The following is a 17555-nucleotide window of genomic DNA, read 5'->3' as shown; positions in this document are numbered from 1 at the left end:
TCAACCCTCCTTCGCGGGCGTTGGAGCCGATTGACCGCTGTCTTTCAACGCCTTGGTCACTTCCGGCGGCATGTACTTCTCGTCGTGCTTGGCCAGCACTTCATCGGCCACCACCACGCCATCGGCATTGAGCTTGCCCAGGGCGACGATGCCCTGCCCTTCGCGGAACAGGTCCGGAAGGATGCCGCGATAGGTGATGGTCACGGATTTGTTGAAGTCGGTGACAATGAACTTGACATCCAGAGAATCGCTGGAGCGCTCCAGCGAGCCTTTCTCGACCATGCCGCCGGCACGAATGCGCGTGTCCAGCGGGGCTTCGCCGTTGGCGATCTGGGTCGGTGTGTAAAACAGATTGATGTTCTGCTGCAGGGCGCTCAGGGCCAGGCCGACGGCAGCGCCGACCCCGACCAGGATCGCGAGAATGATGATAAGACGCTTTTTGCGCAGCGGATTCACTTGCCGTTCTCCCGGCGCAAACGACGCGCCTCTTGTTGCAGATACCGCTTGCGGGCCAGGATCGGCGCCGCCACGTTGAGGGCCAGTACCGCCAGGCAGATGCCATAGGCTGACCAGACATACAGGCCATGATGACCCATGGCGATGAAGTCGCCGAATGAAGCAAAACTCATCGAGCGACCTCCAGACTGTTTTCCACTTCGGCCTTGACCCAACTGGCCCGGGCTTCGCGCTTGAGCACTTCGAGACGCATGCGCAGCAACAACACCGCACCAAAGAAACAATAGAAGCCCAACGCCGTCAGCAGCAATGGCAGCCACATTTCGGCAGGCATCGCCGGCTTTTCGGTAAGGGTGAAGGTCGCGCCCTGGTGCAGGGTGTTCCACCACTCCACCGAGTACTTGATGATCGGGATGTTGATCACGCCGACGATCGCCAGTACCGCGCAGGCCTTGGCCGCGCTGTCACGATTACTGATCGCGTTGCCCAGCGCAATGAGACCGAAGTACAGGAACAGCAGGATCAGCATAGACGTGAGTCGAGCATCCCAGACCCACCACGAACCCCAGGTCGGCTTGCCCCAGATCGCGCCGGTGACCAGCGCCACGGCGGTCATCCACGCGCCGATGGGCGCCGCGCATTGCAGGGCGACATCGGCCAGTTTCATTTTCCACACCAGCCCGACGATGCCGCACACCGCCAGCATCACGTAGATGGACTGCGCCAGCATGGCGGCAGGAACGTGGATATAAATGATGCGGAAACTGTTGCCCTGCTGATAGTCCGGCGGCGCAAAGGCCAGGCCCCAGACCACGCCAACGCTGATCAGCAGCAACGCCGCGACGCTCAGCCAGGGCAGTATTTTGCCGCTGATGCCATAAAACCATTTGGGCGAGCCGAGCTTGTGAAACCACGTCCAGTTCATACTGTTTCCATCACGGTTGCTCTTTACTGTGAAGAGCCAGGGTCTTTACTGGTCATTTTTTAACCAGACCTCATTATTCGCCGACGCTGATCTTCAGGCCAGCAGCTATTGCAAAAGGTGTCAGGGTTATCGCCAGGGCGGTCAGGCTACCAAGCCACAACAGATAACCGGTCGCCGGCATGCCCTGCAAGGCCGCCTGCAAGGCGCCACTGCCAAGGATCAATACCGGGATGTACAACGGCAGAATCAGCAGTGCCAGCAACAGGCCACCACGTTTCAAACCTACCGTCAGTGCCGCACCCACCGCACCGAGCAGGCTCAGTACCGGTGTACCGAGCAGCAACGAAAGCAGCAACACCGGCAGACAGGCGGCAGGCAAACCGAGCATCAACGCCAGCAAGGGCGCGAGCAAAACTAGTGCCAGGCCGGAAAAAACCCAGTGTGCCAGCACTTTGGCCAAAACCAGAAGAGCCAGGGGGTGCGGCGAAAGGACCCACTGTTCAAGGGATCCGTCTTCGAAATCACTGCGGAAAAGCCCGTCCAGCGAGAGCAGGACCGATAAAAGTGCCGCGACCCAGACCAACCCCGGAGACAAGGTTTGCAACAATTGAGACTCGGGGCCGACCGCCAACGGGAACAGGGAAACGACGATGGCGAAAAACACCAGCGGATTGGCCAACTCGGCGGGACGGCGGAACAGCAGGCGGGCCTCACGGGCGACCAACAGGCCAAAAACACTCATACGGCCCAATTCCCCAGATCGATGTCGCGATAAGCGGCCGGCATCCGGCTCAGCGTGTGGTGGGTGGTCAACACCACCATACCGCCACGTTCGCAGTGGCCGGCCAGGTGTTCTTCGAGTTGCGCCACGCCTTGCTTGTCGAGGGCGGTGAACGGTTCATCGAGAATCCACAGCGGCGGGCTGTCCAGATACAAGCGCGCCAGTGCGACACGGCGCCGCTGACCAGCGGACAGGGTGTGGCAGGGAACATCTTCGAAACCGCGCAATCCGACTGCCGCCAGAGCTTGCCAGATCGCTTCATGGGTGGCTGGTTGATGCAGGGCGCAGAGCCAGCTCAGGTTTTCTTCCGGTGTCAGCAAATCCTTGATTCCCGCTGCATGACCGATCCACAGCAGGTTGCGCGCCAGCTCGGTGCGCTGCTCATCAAGGGGCTTGCCGTTGAGCAGCACTTGACCGGCGGTCGGGTGCATCAGCCCCGAGAGCAGGCGCAGCAGGCTGGTCTTGCCACTGCCATTGGGGCCGCTGATTTGCATCATTTCGCCACTGGCCAGTCTCAAATCGAGATTTTCGAAGAGCAGCCGAAGGTCTCGCTCACAGGTAAGGGCAACGGTTTGCAGGACTGGACTGGTCAAGGGTTCACGGGCCTTATACGGTTCAAGTCGGCACTGGCGCGGCCGTTAAAGAGATGCAGCATAGATGCAATGACGTCTTGTTCTAGAGAGCTGCGTCAAACATTTGCAAAATTTTCGCCATTTTTGGATACAACGGCGCGGCATTATACATGCCAGACCTTACTCTAAAGAGTGCATTTTCCTCAGGTTGTGACCGCGTATGACAGGCGAAATGAACATCCTCCCGCTACCGCAAACCGTCCCGGTGGCTTCGCGTGTGCAAGTGATCAGCGGTGAATTGCTCAAATTGCTGACACCGGTGGAGGGGCTGATCAGCGTCGGTCAAACCGCCCAGGCCGAAGTCTTGTCGCTCAAGCAGGCGGATCAGACTTTCCAGATGCTGCTCAAGGTCACCCTCGACAGCGGCCGCCAGACCACGGTCCAGACCACCGGCAATCAACCGCTGGCCGAGGGCACCACGCTGGTCGTCAGCCAACCCTCGGCCGGTAATCTGGCGGTGACGGTGCAACAGGCCATTGCCTCCGGCGTCGCCACCCTCACCCGCCTCGACACCGCGCAACTGCCCGTTGGCACCCTGCTGCAGGGCAAGGTATTGACCTCGCAAGTACTGCCGCAGGTTCCCGGTCAGCCTTTGGTGTTTCGCTCGATGGTGAGCCTGCTCAATACCGCACTGAGCGGCAGCACCCTGAGCATCGACAGTCCGCAGCCATTGCGCATCGGCACCTTGTTGAGCACGCAGGTGCAGGACGCCCAGACCGTTAAATTCGTGCCACTGAGCAATCGCCAGGAACAACTCGCGGTGACCCGGCAACTGGTCGACCAGCAAAGCCGCCAGGGCTCGCTGGACGGCTTGCTCAAGCTCCTGCAGAACCTTCCGGCCTCGGACCAGACCTCCGTTGAATTGCGCAGCGCCGCTGCCCGGCTGCTCGCCGGCCTGCCGGATGTCCAGCAATTGAGCACCCCCAAGGGCCTGGCCCAGGCCTTGGCCAGCAGCGGCGTGTTTCTCGAAAGCAAACTGCTGACCGGGCAAAACCCGACGCTCATACCGGACATGAAAGGCGACCTGCTCAAACTGGTCGCGCAATTGAGTCAGGGGTTGCCGGCCAACACCAGTCTCGGCGCGATCATCGCCGCCAATACCCTGGCACAGGCCATGCCGAATTTTGTCCGCAATGCCCTGGGCATGCTCGGTCAGGTCAGCGCCAAACCGTCGCCTACCGGTTTCCCGCTGCCCGAACGCCTGTTGCAAAGTACGGAAGGCGAAGACGATCTTGAACACTTGCTGCGTTTGGCCGCCGCTGCGGTTTCACGCCTGCAAAGCCATCAGCTGTCGAGTCTGGAACAAACCGGCGTCACCGCCGACGGACGCCTGATGAGCACCTGGCAACTGGAAATCCCGATGCGCAACATGCAGGACATTGTGCCATTGCAGGTCAAGTTCCAGCGCGAAGACGCGCCCGAAAGAGAACAGCCAAAAGAACGTCGCGAAGAACGCGAACCCAAACAACAGCTGTGGCGTGTGGAGTTGGCCTTTGCCATGGAGCCTTTGGGGCCGCTGCAAATTCAGGCACAACTGATCAAGGGCAGCCTCTCCAGCCAGCTCTGGGCAGAGCGGCCTTATACCGCCAGCCTGATCGAAAGCAACCTGAGCGGGTTGCGTGACCGCCTGCTGTCCGCCGGCCTGAACGTCGGCGACCTCGATTGCCACCTCGGCACACCACCCCAAGGCCCGCAAACCCGTCTCGAACAACGCTGGGTGGATGACACCGCATGAAAAACGCCCCACGTCAGGCCATCGCCCTCAAATACGACGGCACCCACGCCCCGACCCTCACCGCCAAGGGCGATGAAGAGCTGGCCGAAGAAATCCTGCGGATCGCCCGCGACTGCAAAGTACCGATCTACGAAAACGCCGAACTGGTGAGACTGCTGGCGCGCATGGAGTTGGGGGACAGCATTCCGCAGGCGCTCTATCTGACGATCGCCGAGATCATTGCGTTTGCGTGGAATCTGAAGGGGAAGTTTCCGGCGGGGCAGGATCCGGATGGGCTGATGGTGGAGAAGGACATCACCGAACGCGGGGATGATTACTGAGGATTCAAGGACGCCATCTCATATTCCATGTCCGGCATAAAACCATTGTAGGAGCGAGCTTGCTCGCGATGGAGGCCTGAGCGCCGCGTTTCTCCAAAAAGCCCGCATCATCGTTAACGACCATCGCGAGCGAGCTCGCTCCTACAGGTGAGCACATGCTCCGTGTCCGACTTGGAACCACTGTAGGAGCGAGCTTGCTCGCGATGGAGGCATGAGCGCGGCGTTTCTCCAGGAAGCCCGCGTCATCGTTAACGACCATCGCGAGCAGGCTCGCTCCTACAGGTGAACTCATGCTCCATATCCGACATGGAACCACTGTAGGAGCGAGCTTGCTCGCGATGGACTCAAGAGCGCCGCGTTTCTCCAGCAGGCCCGCGTCATCGTTGACGTCCATCGCGAGCTGGCTCGCTCCTACAGGCTTCTAGCCGTTCTTGTGCAACTTGCTCATCAACTCCGCCTCAGCCTGGGTCAAGCCGCAGGACTGGGTCAGTTCGTTGACGCTGGCGCCCATCCCGACCAGTCGTGCTGCCTGGGCAAACGACAGGCTGGAAGGATCACGCTGTTCCAGCCGGGCGAGTTTGTCCGGCAGTGGTGCGACTATCGCGCGTAGCTCATACAGGTCTTCACCCATGCGCACATTGCCGCTCTGGTAGTCCTCGACGCGCTTGCCCAGGTCCTTGATGCGCTGATCGCGCAGCGCATCACCTTGGGTCTGTTGCGCGGCGATCTGCTTTTGACTGCGAATGTACGCCAGGAACATTGCCAGCGTGCCTGCCCAGAACAGGAACAGGACAATGACCGCAACCTCGAGAATCAATCAGATACTCTCCAGTTCCGACCATTCTTCTTCACTCATCATCTTGTCGAGCTCGACCAGAATGAGCAGTTCGTTGTTCTTGTTGCACACGCCTTGAATGAATTTGGCGGACTCTTCGTTACCCACGTTCGGCGCGGTTTCGATTTCCGACTGACGCAGGTAAACCACTTCGGCCACGCTGTCGACCATGATCCCGACCACTTGCTTGTCGGCTTCGATGATGACGATGCGGGTGTTGTCGCTGATCTCGGCATTCATCAGGCCGAAGCGCTGACGGGTGTCGATCACGGTGACGACGTTGCCGCGCAGGTTGATGATGCCCAGCACGTAGCTCGGGGCACCCGGGACCGGGGCGATTTCGGTGTAACGCAGGACTTCCTGTACGCGCATCACGTTGATGCCGTAGGTTTCGTTGTCCAGCTTGAAGGTGACCCATTGCAGGATCGGATCTTCGGAACCTTTTGCCGCCGTCGCCTTATCATTCATACCCTGACCCCTCAAGAAACCGCCTTGGCGGTGTGTGTTCCGTGCAACGCCATCGAGTGGCGTCGCCTTTTGTTTATTTGATGTTTGTCGGTTTGTGGTTCGGCTTGCTGCCGGACATGTGCTTTGCCCCGCCACTGGCGATCAACTCGGCCAGGGAGGCAACGTCGAGCAAGGCGCACATGTGTTCGATCACCGTGCCGGCGAGCCATGGCCGCTGGCCTCGATGACTTCTCCATTTGATTTCATTCGGGTCCAGCCGCAACGAGCGGCTGACCTGATGCACGGCCAGGCCCCATTCGTAGCCCTGGACCGAAATCACGTATTGCAGGCCCTGCTTGAAGTCGTCGCGGTAACGGTCGGGCATGACCCAGCGCGCGGTATCGAGCACCTTGAGGTTGCCGGCCTGGCTCGGCAGGATGCCAAGGAACCACTCCGGCTGGCCGAACAACGGCGTCAACTCGTGACCGGCCAGGGAATAAATCGACCCCAGGCACACCAGCGGCACCGCCAGGGTCAAGCCGGCGACATCGAACAGCAGGCACTCGAACGGTTCGGCGGCCCAGGACGGACGACCATCGGTGTCCACCGGAGGCGGCGTATTGCTCGGCGGCAGATGGACTTCAACGACGGGTGGCACCAGCGCCTGAGGCGCCTCGACAACCGGAACCTCCAGCGTTTCAGGCGCTTCAATGACTGGAACCGCCAGTGTTTGCAACAGCGGCGCAAGGGTCGATACCGGTGCCAGGACGGCTTCCGGCGCTTCGACCACGGCTACGGGCGTCTTCGCCACAGGCGCGGGCGCCGGAGCGGCAACCGCTGCGGTTTTCTGTGCATCTCGGGCCTGCTCTTCGAGCACGGCCGCCTGGAACTCGTCCAGCATGCCTTGCTCTTCAACCACTCTCACCGTTTCGACAATCTCGGCAAGCACCTCGATCTCGGGCGCCAACTCCTCGGTTGCGTCCTGCAGCAAGTTGTCCAGATACGACTGCAACGCCAGTTGCGGGCGCGAGGTGGTCTTCATCGGCCGATTCATGACAGCCGCCCCGCGGGGATTGGATTCATCTCACGCCACCTGCGCAACGAGTTGCGCCGCCAGCAGATGCTTGAGCAACGCACGGTAGGCGAGAACGCCACGGCTCTTGCCGTCGAACTGCGAAGGCGTCAGCCCGGCACGGCTGGCATCGCGCAGGCGCGTGTCCACCGGGATATAGCCTTGCCAGATTTCGTCGGGAAATTTGTCGCGCAGTACGCGCAATGTTCCGAGGGACGCCTGGGTGCGCCGGTCAAACAGCGTCGGCACGATGGTAAACGGCAGCGCCTGTTTGCGAGAGCGGTTGATCATCGCCAGGGTGTTGACCATGCGCTCGAGGCCTTTGACCGCCAGGTGTTCGGTCTGCACCGGGATCACCAATTGCTGGCTTGCCGCCAAGGCATTGACCATCAGCACGCCGAGCAATGGCGGGCTGTCGATCACGGCGTAATCGAAGTCCTGCCACAGTTGCGCCAGGCTCTTGGCAATCACCAGGCCCAACCCGCTTTGCCCCGGCGACTGGCGCTCAAGCGTGGCCAGTGCGGTACTGGAGGGCAACAGCGAGATGCGTTCGTCACTGGTCGACAGCAGCAGTTGACCCGGCAGGCCTTGCGGCACGTTGCCCTTGTGCAGGAACAGGTCGTAGCTGCTGTGCTCCAGGGCGTCGGGATCGTAGCCGAAGTAGCTGGTCATGGAGCCGTGGGGGTCGAGATCGACCACGACCACGCGCTTGCCCGCCTCCGCCAGTAAACCGGCTAAAGCGATGGAGGAAGTGGTTTTACCGACACCACCCTTTTGATTGGCGACTGCCCAGACTCTCATTCGGATTGTTCCTCCCGGCCGAATGGATCGACCGAGAAATAGCTCAACGTGTTAATGCGGGTGACGGAGAATTGACGGCGCTCTCTCGTACCGGCGACTTGACCGGGGTCGGTGCAGTTTGTGTGCCAGCACGCTTCAATGCCGCATCCGGTTGCGCATGGGCGGTTCCGGTGCCGGTCAGGCTGCGGCGAACATCGAGGTTGCGCGACACCACCAGCACTACCCGGCGATTGCGTGCGCGGCCTTCAGCGGTGGCATTGTTGGCCACCGGCTGAAACTCGCCGTAGCCCACAGACGCCAGGCGACCTGGGTTGACTCCCTGCATCGCCAGCATGCGCACGATGCTCGCCGAGCGGGCCGAGGACAGCTCCCAGTTGGTCGGATACTGCGCAGTGCGGATCGGTTGATCGTCGGTAAAACCTTCGACATGAATCGGGTTGTCGAACGGCTTGAGGATCGCGGCGACCTTGTCGATGATATTGAACGCGATGTCGCTGGGCATGGCGTCGCCGCTGCCGAACAACAGGCTGGAGTTGAGCTCGATCTCGACCCACAACTCGTTGCCGCGCACCGTCATCTGGTTGGAGCTGATCAGGTCACCGAACGCCGCGCTGATGTCGTCGGCAATGCTTTTGAGTGGATCGCTGGCGCCGGCGACACCGGCATCGATCTGGTCACTGTCCTTGACCAGCGGCTTGGCCGGGGTCACGGTCTTCGGCCGCTCGTCACCGATGGGGATCGGCTTGAGCGCGTGGTCGGTGTCGGTAAAGACCCCGATCAGTGCCTCGGAAATAACCTTGTACTTGCCTTCGTTGATCGATGAGATGGAGTACATCACCACGAAAAAGGCGAACAGCAAGGTGATGAAGTCGGCATAGGAAACCAGCCAACGTTCATGGTTAACATGCTCTTCATGCTGGCGACGGCGTGCCATAGTCCTTTCCCCCCATCAATCCATGAAGCCCTGAAGCTTCAACTCAATGGAGCGAGGGTTTTCACCTTCGGCGATCGACAGGAGCCCTTCCAGCAACATCTCGCGATAGCGCGACTGGCGCAACGCGATGGATTTGAGTTTGGCGGCAATCGGCAGCAGCACCAGGTTGGCACTGGCCACGCCGTAGATGGTGGCGACGAAGGCCACGGCGATGCCGTTACCCAGTTGCGACGGATCACCCAGGTTGCCCATGACGTGAATCAGGCCCATCACCGCACCGATGATGCCGATGGTCGGCGCGTAACCGCCCATGCTTTCGAAGACCTTGGCCGCTTCGACATCGCGGCTTTCCTGGGTATAGAAGTCCACTTCCAGAATGCTGCGGATCGCTTCCGGCTCGGCGCCGTCGACCAGCAGTTGCAGGCCTTTGCGCGCGTAGTTGTCGGGCTCGGCGTCGGCGATACCTTCCAGGCCGAGCAGGCCTTCCTTGCGGGCGGTCAGGCTCCAGTTCACCACGCGGTCGATGCCACCGGCCAGGTCGACGCGAGGCGGGAACAGGATCCAGGCGAGGATCTGCAAGGCGCGCTTGAAGGCACTCATCGGCGATTGCAGCAGCGCGGCGCCAATGGTGCCACCGAGCACGATCAGCGCGGCCGGGCCATTGGCCAGGGCGCCGAGATGACCGCCTTCAAGGTAGTTGCCGCCGATGATGGCGACAAAAGCCATGATGATGCCGATCAGGCTTAGAACATCCATCAGATACAGGCCTCGACCAGATGCTTGCCAATGTCGTCGAGGCTATACACCGCGTCGGCCAGTTCAGCTTTGACGATGGCCATCGGCATGCCGTAGATCACGCAACTGGCTTCGTCCTGTGCCCAGATCGAACTGCCGCCCTGCTTGAGCAGGCGCGCGCCTTCACGGCCGTCGGCGCCCATACCGGTCAGGACCACCGCCAGAACCTTGTCGCCGTAGGACTTGGCGGCCGAACCGAACGTGATGTCCACGCATGGCTTGTAATTCAGACGTTCGTCGCCCGGGAGGATTTTCACTGCACCACGGCCGTCGATCATCATCTGCTTGCCACCCGGCGCCAGCAGCGCCAGGCCCGGACGCAGGATGTCGCCATCCTCGGCTTCCTTGACGCTGATGCGGCAAAGCTTGTCCAGGCGCTCGGCGAAGGCCTTGGTGAAGGCGGCCGGCATGTGCTGGACCAGCACGATCGGGGCCGGGAAGTTGGCCGGCAATTGGGTCAAGACCCGTTGCAGGGCTACCGGGCCGCCGGTCGACGTACCGATGGCCACCAGCTTGTAGGCTTTGCGTTTTGGCGCGGGCGAGGATGCAGTGGCCGCATGCGTACGCGCCGGGATCGGTGCCGGTGCCGGACGCACTGGCGCGCTGCTGGCAAAACTGCCCACGCTGGAAGGCGCAGGCGTCGGGGCTGGTGCAGCGACAGGCGCCGGAGCGCTGTAGGCACTGACTCGACGATTGCTGCGCGAAATGCTGAGAATCTTCTCGCACAGCAGTTGCTTGACCTTCTCGGGATTGCGCGAGATGTCTTCGAAATTCTTCGGCAGGAAGTCCACCGCGCCGGCATCCAGCGCATCGAGGGTGACCCGGGCGCCTTCATGGGTCAGCGAGGAGAACATCAGGACCGGGGTCGGGCAGCGTTGCATGATGTGCCGCACGGCGGTGATGCCGTCCATCATCGGCATCTCGTAGTCCATGGTGATCACGTCGGGCTTGAGGGCCAGCGCCTGATCAATCGCCTCTTTGCCGTTGGTCGCCGTGCCGACGACCTGGATATTGGAATCCGCTGAAAGAATTTCCGAGACGCGGCGGCGGAAAAACCCCGAATCGTCCACCACCAGGACTTTGACTGCCATAAACACTCCATTAGATGGAGCGGGGCCAGGCGCCCCGCTCCACCAGAATCAAATACGCCGTGTGGCGTAACGCTTGAGCATGCTCGGAACATCGAGAATCAGCGCGATGCGGCCGTCACCGGTAATGGTGGCGCCGGACATGCCCGCCGTTCCCTGGAGCATTTTGCCCAATGGCTTGATGACCACTTCTTCCTGGCCCACCAGTTGATCGACGACAAAGCCGATCCGCTGCGTGCCCACCGAAAGGATCACCACATGCCCCTCGCGCTGCTCTTCATGAGCGGCGGAGCTGACCAGCCAGCGCTTGAGATAGAACAACGGCAGCGCCTTGTCCCGCACGATCACCACTTCCTGGCCGTCCACGACGTTGGTGGTCGACAGGTCGAGGTGGAAGATCTCGTTGACGTTCACCAGCGGGAACGCAAACGCCTGGTTGCCGAGCATGACCATCAGCGTCGGCATGATCGCCAGGGTCAGCGGCACCTTGATGACGATCTTCGAACCCTGGCCCTTGGCCGAGTAGATGTTGATCGAACCGTTGAGCTGGGAGATCTTGGTTTTCACCACGTCCATGCCCACGCCACGACCCGATACGTCGGAGATCTCGGTCTTGGTCGAAAACCCCGGGGCGAAGATCAGGTTGTAGCACTCAGTGTCGCTCAGGCGATCGGCCGCATCCTTGTCCATCACGCCGCGTTTAACCGCAATGGAACGCAGGACGTTCGGGTCCATGCCTTTACCGTCATCGGAGATCGACAACAGGATGTGATCGCCCTCTTGCTCGGCCGCCAGGATGACCTTGCCGCCACGGGCCTTGCCCGAGGCTTCGCGCTCTTCCGGCGATTCGATGCCGTGGTCGACGGCGTTGCGCACCAAGTGGACCAACGGGTCGGCCAGGGCCTCGACGAGGTTCTTGTCGAGGTCGGTTTCTTCGCCGACCAGCTCCAGGTTGATCTCTTTCTTGAGCTGGCGAGCCAGGTCGCGAACCAGGCGCGGGAAGCGTCCGAAGACTTTCTTGATCGGTTGCATCCGCGTCTTCATGACCGCGGTTTGCAGGTCGGCCGTGACCACGTCGAGGTTCGACACGGCCTTGGACATGGCTTCGTCGCCGCTGTTGAGGCCCAGGCGGACCAGGCGGTTACGCACCAGCACCAGCTCGCCGACCATGTTCATGATCTCGTCGAGACGCGCGGTATCGACGCGTACGGTAGTCTCGGCTTCGCTCGCCGGTTTTTCCGCCGGTGGCGCGGCCGGGGCACGGGCTGCAGCCGGTGCCGCAGCGACCGGGGCCGGCGCTTCGGCTTTCGGCTCCGGTGCCTTGGCCACAGGCTTCGGTGCCGCCGCCTTGGCCACCGGCGCCGCAACGGAAGCGTTCGAACCGTTGGCCGCCGTCGCGGTACCGACTTCGCTGAACTTGCCTTTGCCGTGCAGTTCGTCGAGCAGCGCTTCGAACTCGTGATCGGTGATCAGGTCGCTACCGGCCGCCACTGCGCTTGGCGCTGCGGGTGCTGGCACCGAAGCAATGGCCGACTCCAGTGCCTCGACGGCAAAGTTACCCTTGCCGTGCAACTGATCGAGCAAGGCCTCGAATTCATCGTCGGTAATGTCGGAGCTGTCGCTGGCCGCTTTCGGGGCCTCTGGCGCGACGGGCGCCGGGACCAACGCATCGACGGCGAACTGGCCCTTGCCGTGCAGTTGATCGAGCAACGACTCGAACTCGGCATCGGTGATTTCATCGCTGGCAGCAGCATCGCCGGCCGGTGCAGAAACAGCTGCCGGCGCCTCGGCCTGAGCCTTGACGGCATTGAGCGAATCCAGCAGTTGTTCGAATTCATTGTCGGTGATATCACCGGACCCGGCCTCAGCCACAGGCGCTTCGACCACGGCGGCGACGGGTGCAGATACCGCCTCGTCAGCCGATTGCGGCTCGGCCAGACGGGCCAGCGCCGCAAGCAATTCAGGTGTCGCAGCCGTGATCGGGCTGCGCTCGCGGACTTCGCTGAACATGCTGTTCACCGCGTCCAGCGCTTCGAGAACCACGTCCATCAATTCCGAATCGACGCGACGCTCACCCTTGCGCAGGATGTCGAACACGTTCTCGGCGATGTGACAGCACTCCACCAGCTCGTTGAGCTGGAGGAAGCCGGCGCCCCCTTTTACAGTGTGAAAACCGCGAAAAATTGCATTGAGCAAGTCCGCATCATCCGGACGGCTTTCCAGCTCGACCAGTTGCTCGGACAGTTGCTCTAGAATCTCGCCGGCCTCAACCAGGAAATCCTGAAGGATCTCTTCATCGGCGCCGAAGCTCATTAAGGGTGTGCTCCTAACAGACAGGTCTGAAAACCTAAAATGCCTAAAATTCTAAAACCCCAGGCTGGATAGCAAATCGTCCACATCGTCCTGACCGGACACAACGTCTTCTCTTTTATCGGCATGAATCTGCGGACCTTCACCCTGAGAGAGATGTTTTTGTGGATCTTTTTCGGCAAGCATCGCTTCACGGTCATGTTCGATGCCCGCAAAGCGGTCCACCTGACTGGCCATGAGCACGAGCTTGAGCAGGTTGCTTTCAACTTCGGTAACCAGTTGGGTCACGCGCTTGATCACTTGCCCTGTGAGGTCCTGGTAATCCTGGGCGAGCAGGATGTCGTTCAGGTTGCCCGACACCGCGCGATTGTCCGTGCCGCTGCGCGCCAGGAACCCGTCGACCCGCCGGGCCAGTTCACGAAACTCTTGCGCACCGACTTCGCGACGCATGAAGCGCCCCCAGTCCGTGCTCAAGGCCTGGGCTTCATCTGCCAGGCCATTGACCAGCGGCGTGGCACTTTCCACCAGATCCATGGTGCGGTTGGCCGCGGCCTCGGTCAGCTTGACCACATACCCCAGACGCTCGGCGGCATCGGTGATCTGCGACACTTCTTCGGCTTGCGGCATGTGCGGGTCAATCTGGAAATTGACGATCGCGCTATGCAGTTCACGAGTGAGCTTGCCCACCTCCTGATACAGGCCGCGGTCACGGGTCTGGTTGAGCTCATGGATCAATTGCACCGCGTCGCCGAACTTGCCCTTTTCAAGGCTCGCGACCAATTCGACGGCGTGTTTTTTCAGGGTCGATTCGAAATCGCCCAATGAACTTTCGTTATTGCCCATAGCTCCCCCGTGGCGCACTCATCAACCGATGCGTTCGAAAATCTTCTCGATTTTTTCTTTCAACGCCTGGGCCGTGAAGGGTTTGACCACATAGCCGTTAACGCCAGCCTGGGCCGCTTCGATGATTTGCTCGCGCTTGGCTTCGGCGGTGACCATCAGCACCGGCAGGTGCTTGAGCTTTTCATCGGCGCGCACGTGGCGCAGCAGATCGATACCGGTCATGCCAGGCATGTTCCAGTCCGTTACCAGAAAGTCGATGCTTCCGCTGTTGAGCACCGGAATGGCGGTAGTGCCATCGTCGGCCTCGACGGTGTTGGTGAACCCAAGGTCACGCAGCAGGTTCTTGATGATCCGCCGCATCGTTGAGAAGTCATCAACGATGAGGATTTTCATGTTCTTGTCCAATTCGACCTCCAAGCAGTCTTAAACGCGCCCAGCACCTGGGCGCGCCATTTCAATCAATCCGGCAAAGCACTCAATGACTGTCTGGAGCACAACAGATCGGGACCGGCGCAGTTCAACACCACACCCGCCTCGTTCGCAGTGTCCCCACACTGCCTTCAGCGCGCTCGCCACTCCCCCAAACGCCCCCGCAAACGGGCCGCGCACTGGCTGTGTAACTGGCTGACCCGCGATTCGCTGACCCCCAGGACCTCACCGATTTCCTTGAGGTTCAACTCTTCGTCGTAGTACAGCGCCAACACCAGTCGCTCACGCTCCGGCAAATTGGCAATCGCATCCGCCAGCGCAGCCTGGAAGCGTTCATCTTCCAGATCGCGTGACGGCTCGAGATGAGCGCTCGCGCCATCCTCGTGCAGCCCTTCGTGTTCGCCGTCCTGCAACAGATCGTCGAAACTGAATAACCGGCTGCCCAGGGTGTCGTTCAAAATTCCGTAGTAATCGTCGAGACTCAATTGGAGTTCGGCCGCAACTTCGTGATCTTTAGCGTCACGGCCGGTTTTCGCTTCAATCGAGCGAATCGCGTCGCTGACCATGCGCGTATTGCGGTGAACCGAACGTGGCGCCCAGTCCCCCTTGCGCACTTCATCGAGCATGGCGCCGCGGATTCGAATGCCCGCGTACGTCTCGAAACTGGCGCCTTTGCTGGCGTCGTATTTGGTCGACACTTCAAGCAGGCCGATCATCCCGGCCTGGATCAGGTCTTCGACCTGGACACTGGCCGGCAAGCGCGCCAGCAAGTGGTAGGCAATGCGTTTAACCAGCGGCGCGTAACGCTCGATCAGCTCGTACTGCGCATCACGCGCCGAACTCTTGTAGAGGTTGTAACCGCTTGCCGTCATAGCACCGGTCCTGCTGTTTGCTGCACGAGGCGCTCGACGAAAAACTCCAGGTGTCCGCGCGGGTTGGCAGGCAGCGGCCAGGTATCGACTTTCTGCGCGATGGCCTTGAACGCCAGCGAGCACTTGGAACGCGGGAAAGCTTCGTAGACGGCGCGCTGTTTCTGCACGGCCTTGCGCACGCTTTCGTCGTAGGGCACAGCGCCGACGTATTGCAGGGCGACGTCGAGGAAGCGATCCGTGACCTTGGTCAACTTGGCGAACAGGTTGCGCCCTTCCTGCGGGCTCTGGGCCATGTTGGCCAGGACGCGGAAGCGGTTCATGCCGTAGTCGCGATTAAGCAACTTGATCAACGCGTAGGCATCGGTGATCGAGGTCGGTTCGTCACACACCACCAGCAGTACTTCCTGGGCGGCGCGAACGAAACTGACTACCGAGTCACCAATGCCCGCAGCGGTGTCGATCACCAATACGTCGAGGTTGTCGCCGATATCACTGAAGGCCTGGATCAGGCCCGCGTGTTGCGCAGGGCTCAGATGCACCATGCTCTGAGTGCCGGAAGCGGCCGGAACGATACGGATGCCGCCTGGTCCCTGCAGCAGTACGTCGCGCAGTTCACAGCGGCCCTCGATCACGTCGGCCAGGGTACGTTTGGGTGTCAGGCCCAGCAGAACGTCGACGTTCGCCAGTCCCAGGTCGGCGTCCAACAGCATGACGCGCCGGCCAAGCTCAGCCAGAGCCAGGGACAAGTTCACTGACACATTAGTTTTCCCGACGCCACCTTTGCCGCCGGTCACCGCGATCACCTGTACGGGATGCATGCTGCCCATGTTATTTCTTTACCTTGTCTTGCATAGACGGAGGCCACATTACTGGCTGCGCGTTCACAATCGGAACAATGCATGGCAGACCATCGATGTAGGTACAAAAACTGTTCATTACTACCTTAGCCAACCTGCTTGGTCTGGCTGTGGTAAATATCAGCGAACATGTCAGCCATGTCTTCTTCGCTGGGTTCTTCCTGCATTTGCACACTGACGGCGCGACTGACCAACTGATGACGGCGCGGCAGATGCAAATCATCCGGGATCCGCGGGCCATCGGTGAGGTAGGCCACGGGTAACTCATGACTGATGGCCAGGCTCAACACCTCGCCCAGGCTTGCCGTCTCATCCAGTTTAGTCAGGATGCAGCCAGCGAGCCCGCAACGCTTGTAACTGTGATAAGCGGCCGTTAGAACCTGTTTCTGGCTGGTGGTTGCCAGGACCAGATAATTTTTCGAGCGGATGCCACGACTGGCCAGGCTTTCGAGCTGCATGCGCAGCGCCGGGTCGCTGGCCTGCAGGCCCGCGGTATCGATCAGTACCACGCGCTTGCGCAGCAAGGGTTCCAGCGCCTGCACCAGGGACTGGCCCGGATCGACGTGGGTCACCGACACATTGAGAATGCGCCCCAGGGTCTTGAGCTGCTCCTGGGCACCGATGCGAAAGCTGTCCATGCTCACCAGCGCAATGTTCTGCGCGCCGTACTTGAGCACGTAACGGGCAGCCAGCTTGGCCAGGGTGGTGGTCTTGCCCATGCCGGCAGGGCCGACCATGGCGATCACTCCGCCTTCCTCCAGCGGCTCGACTTCCGGGGTAACGATCATGCGCGCCAGGTGCGCCAGCAACATGCGCCAGGCCTGACGAGGCTCTTCGATTTCCGTGACCATTGCCAGCAGGTCGCGCGACAGTGGGCCAGACAGGCCGATGCGTTGCAGGCGACGCCAGAGGTTGGCCTGGTCCGGACGGCTGCCTTGCAGCTGATTCCAGGCCAGCGAGCCAAGCTGTACTTCCATGAGTTCGCGCAGGCTGTTGAGCTCGAAACGCATCGTGTCGAACGCACGCGGGTCTATGCCACCGGACGCTGGCGCAGCGGCAGGTACGGGGCGATGGGGTTCGCAGTACGTTGGCTCGATCAGTGGCTCGGCGGCGGTCAACGGCAGGCCGGCGAACAACTGACGGTTGGTGTTCTTGTCGCTCTCGCTCTCGCCCTCGCCACGCAGGCTCAATTCGGCCTGGGCGGTGACGATCCGCGACTGAGTCTTGCGCAACTCGTCTTCGAGCTCCATGTTCGGAACACGCGGCGCCAGCGCCGACAACTTGTAATCCAGCGCAGCCGTCAGCTCGACACCACCGGCGATCCGGCGGTTGCCAATAATGGCGGCATCAGCGCCCAGCTCATCGCGAACCAGCTTCATGGCCTGACGCATATCGGCGGCGAAAAAACGCTTAACTTGCATAA

At 61.0% G+C, this 17555-nt stretch carries 20 protein-coding genes; 2 read left to right on the top strand and 18 right to left on the bottom strand.

Features of this window, described 5'->3' with window-relative positions; genetic code table 11:
• The 5 genes from ccmE to ccmA form a co-directional block, all read right to left on the bottom strand.
• Window positions 1-456, bottom strand: a complete 456-nt coding sequence (ccmE, locus tag ACEN8E_RS07495; protein ID WP_495592056.1) for a cytochrome c maturation protein CcmE — start codon at window positions 454-456, stop codon at window positions 1-3.
• Window positions 453-629 (bottom strand): heme exporter protein CcmD, encoded by a 177-nt coding sequence (ccmD, locus tag ACEN8E_RS07490; RefSeq protein ID WP_007980758.1) that lies wholly within the window; start codon window positions 627-629, stop codon window positions 453-455. Before ccmD ends, ccmE begins: the two co-directional genes overlap by 4 nt.
• Window positions 626-1381, bottom strand: coding sequence for a heme ABC transporter permease (locus ACEN8E_RS07485; RefSeq protein ID WP_495592055.1), 756 nt, complete (start codon window positions 1379-1381; stop codon window positions 626-628). The genes ccmD and ACEN8E_RS07485 overlap by 4 nt, the downstream gene beginning before the upstream one ends.
• A gap of 73 nt (window positions 1382-1454) precedes the next feature.
• Complete coding sequence (gene ccmB / locus ACEN8E_RS07480; RefSeq protein WP_459729559.1) at window positions 1455-2123, bottom strand: heme exporter protein CcmB; 669 nt, start codon at window positions 2121-2123, stop codon at window positions 1455-1457.
• On the bottom strand, window positions 2120-2755 hold the full coding sequence (gene ccmA, locus ACEN8E_RS07475; RefSeq protein WP_495592054.1) for a cytochrome c biogenesis heme-transporting ATPase CcmA: 636 nt from the start codon (window positions 2753-2755) through the stop codon (window positions 2120-2122). Before ccmA ends, ccmB begins: the two co-directional genes overlap by 4 nt.
• A gap of 199 nt (window positions 2756-2954) precedes the next feature.
• Between ccmA and fliK the strand changes: the two genes are divergently transcribed.
• Entirely contained in the window at window positions 2955-4529 is a 1575-nt protein-coding gene (gene fliK, locus ACEN8E_RS07470) for a flagellar hook-length control protein FliK (protein WP_495592053.1), read from the top strand.
• Window positions 4526-4849, top strand: a complete 324-nt coding sequence (locus ACEN8E_RS07465; RefSeq protein ID WP_495592052.1) for an EscU/YscU/HrcU family type III secretion system export apparatus switch protein — start codon at window positions 4526-4528, stop codon at window positions 4847-4849. The genes fliK and ACEN8E_RS07465 overlap by 4 nt, the downstream gene beginning before the upstream one ends.
• A 421-nt stretch (window positions 4850-5270) precedes the next feature.
• On the opposite strand, the gene ACEN8E_RS07460 is transcribed toward ACEN8E_RS07465, so the two are convergent.
• From ACEN8E_RS07460 to flhF, 13 genes are all read right to left on the bottom strand, one after another.
• Entirely contained in the window at window positions 5271-5666 is a 396-nt protein-coding gene (locus ACEN8E_RS07460; RefSeq protein WP_495592051.1) for a DUF2802 domain-containing protein, read from the bottom strand.
• Window positions 5667-6152 carry a chemotaxis protein CheW gene (locus tag ACEN8E_RS07455; protein ID WP_007980742.1) on the bottom strand — a complete coding sequence of 162 codons (486 nt, stop codon included), beginning with the start codon at window positions 6150-6152 and terminating at the stop codon, window positions 5667-5669.
• 73 nt (window positions 6153-6225) lie between these two features.
• On the bottom strand, window positions 6226-7185 hold the full coding sequence (locus ACEN8E_RS07450; protein WP_495592050.1) for a CheW domain-containing protein: 960 nt from the start codon (window positions 7183-7185) through the stop codon (window positions 6226-6228).
• 30 nt (window positions 7186-7215) lie between these two features.
• Window positions 7216-8004, bottom strand: a complete 789-nt coding sequence (locus ACEN8E_RS07445) for a ParA family protein (protein ID WP_008020302.1) — start codon at window positions 8002-8004, stop codon at window positions 7216-7218.
• 43 nt (window positions 8005-8047) lie between these two features.
• The gene (gene motD, locus ACEN8E_RS07440) at window positions 8048-8938 is read right to left on the bottom strand and encodes a flagellar motor protein MotD (RefSeq protein ID WP_495592049.1); all 891 of its coding nucleotides are present in this window, start codon (window positions 8936-8938) and stop codon (window positions 8048-8050) included.
• Between the two features lie 15 nt (window positions 8939-8953).
• Entirely contained in the window at window positions 8954-9694 is a 741-nt protein-coding gene (locus ACEN8E_RS07435; protein WP_495592048.1) for a flagellar motor protein, read from the bottom strand.
• Entirely contained in the window at window positions 9694-10824 is a 1131-nt protein-coding gene (locus ACEN8E_RS07430; protein WP_495592047.1) for a protein-glutamate methylesterase/protein-glutamine glutaminase, read from the bottom strand. Before ACEN8E_RS07430 ends, ACEN8E_RS07435 begins: the two co-directional genes overlap by 1 nt.
• A 48-nt stretch (window positions 10825-10872) precedes the next feature.
• Complete coding sequence (locus ACEN8E_RS07425; protein WP_495592046.1) at window positions 10873-13134, bottom strand: chemotaxis protein CheA; 2262 nt, start codon at window positions 13132-13134, stop codon at window positions 10873-10875.
• A gap of 51 nt (window positions 13135-13185) precedes the next feature.
• On the bottom strand, window positions 13186-13974 hold the full coding sequence (locus ACEN8E_RS07420) for a protein phosphatase CheZ (protein ID WP_495592045.1): 789 nt from the start codon (window positions 13972-13974) through the stop codon (window positions 13186-13188).
• Between the two features lie 21 nt (window positions 13975-13995).
• A complete protein-coding gene (locus ACEN8E_RS07415; protein ID WP_003183998.1) occupies window positions 13996-14367 on the bottom strand; it encodes a chemotaxis response regulator CheY in 372 nt (123 codons plus the stop codon).
• Window positions 14368-14534: 167 nt separating this feature from the next.
• Window positions 14535-15275: an RNA polymerase sigma factor FliA gene (gene fliA, locus ACEN8E_RS07410; protein ID WP_046046372.1), complete on the bottom strand. Its 741-nt coding sequence runs from the start codon at window positions 15273-15275 to the stop codon at window positions 14535-14537.
• Window positions 15272-16102: a flagellar synthesis regulator FleN gene (gene fleN, locus ACEN8E_RS07405; protein ID WP_008001746.1), complete on the bottom strand. Its 831-nt coding sequence runs from the start codon at window positions 16100-16102 to the stop codon at window positions 15272-15274. The genes fliA and fleN overlap by 4 nt, the downstream gene beginning before the upstream one ends.
• Window positions 16103-16218: 116 nt before the next feature.
• Window positions 16219-17553, bottom strand: a complete 1335-nt coding sequence (flhF, locus tag ACEN8E_RS07400) for a flagellar biosynthesis GTPase FlhF (protein WP_495592044.1) — start codon at window positions 17551-17553, stop codon at window positions 16219-16221.
• Window positions 17554-17555: the final 2 nt, after the last annotated feature.

The organism is Pseudomonas sp. Pseusp9, from assembly GCF_059491265.1.
The sequence above is the reverse complement of the archived record's forward strand: the minus strand, read 5'-3'. Positions and strand labels throughout refer to the sequence as shown.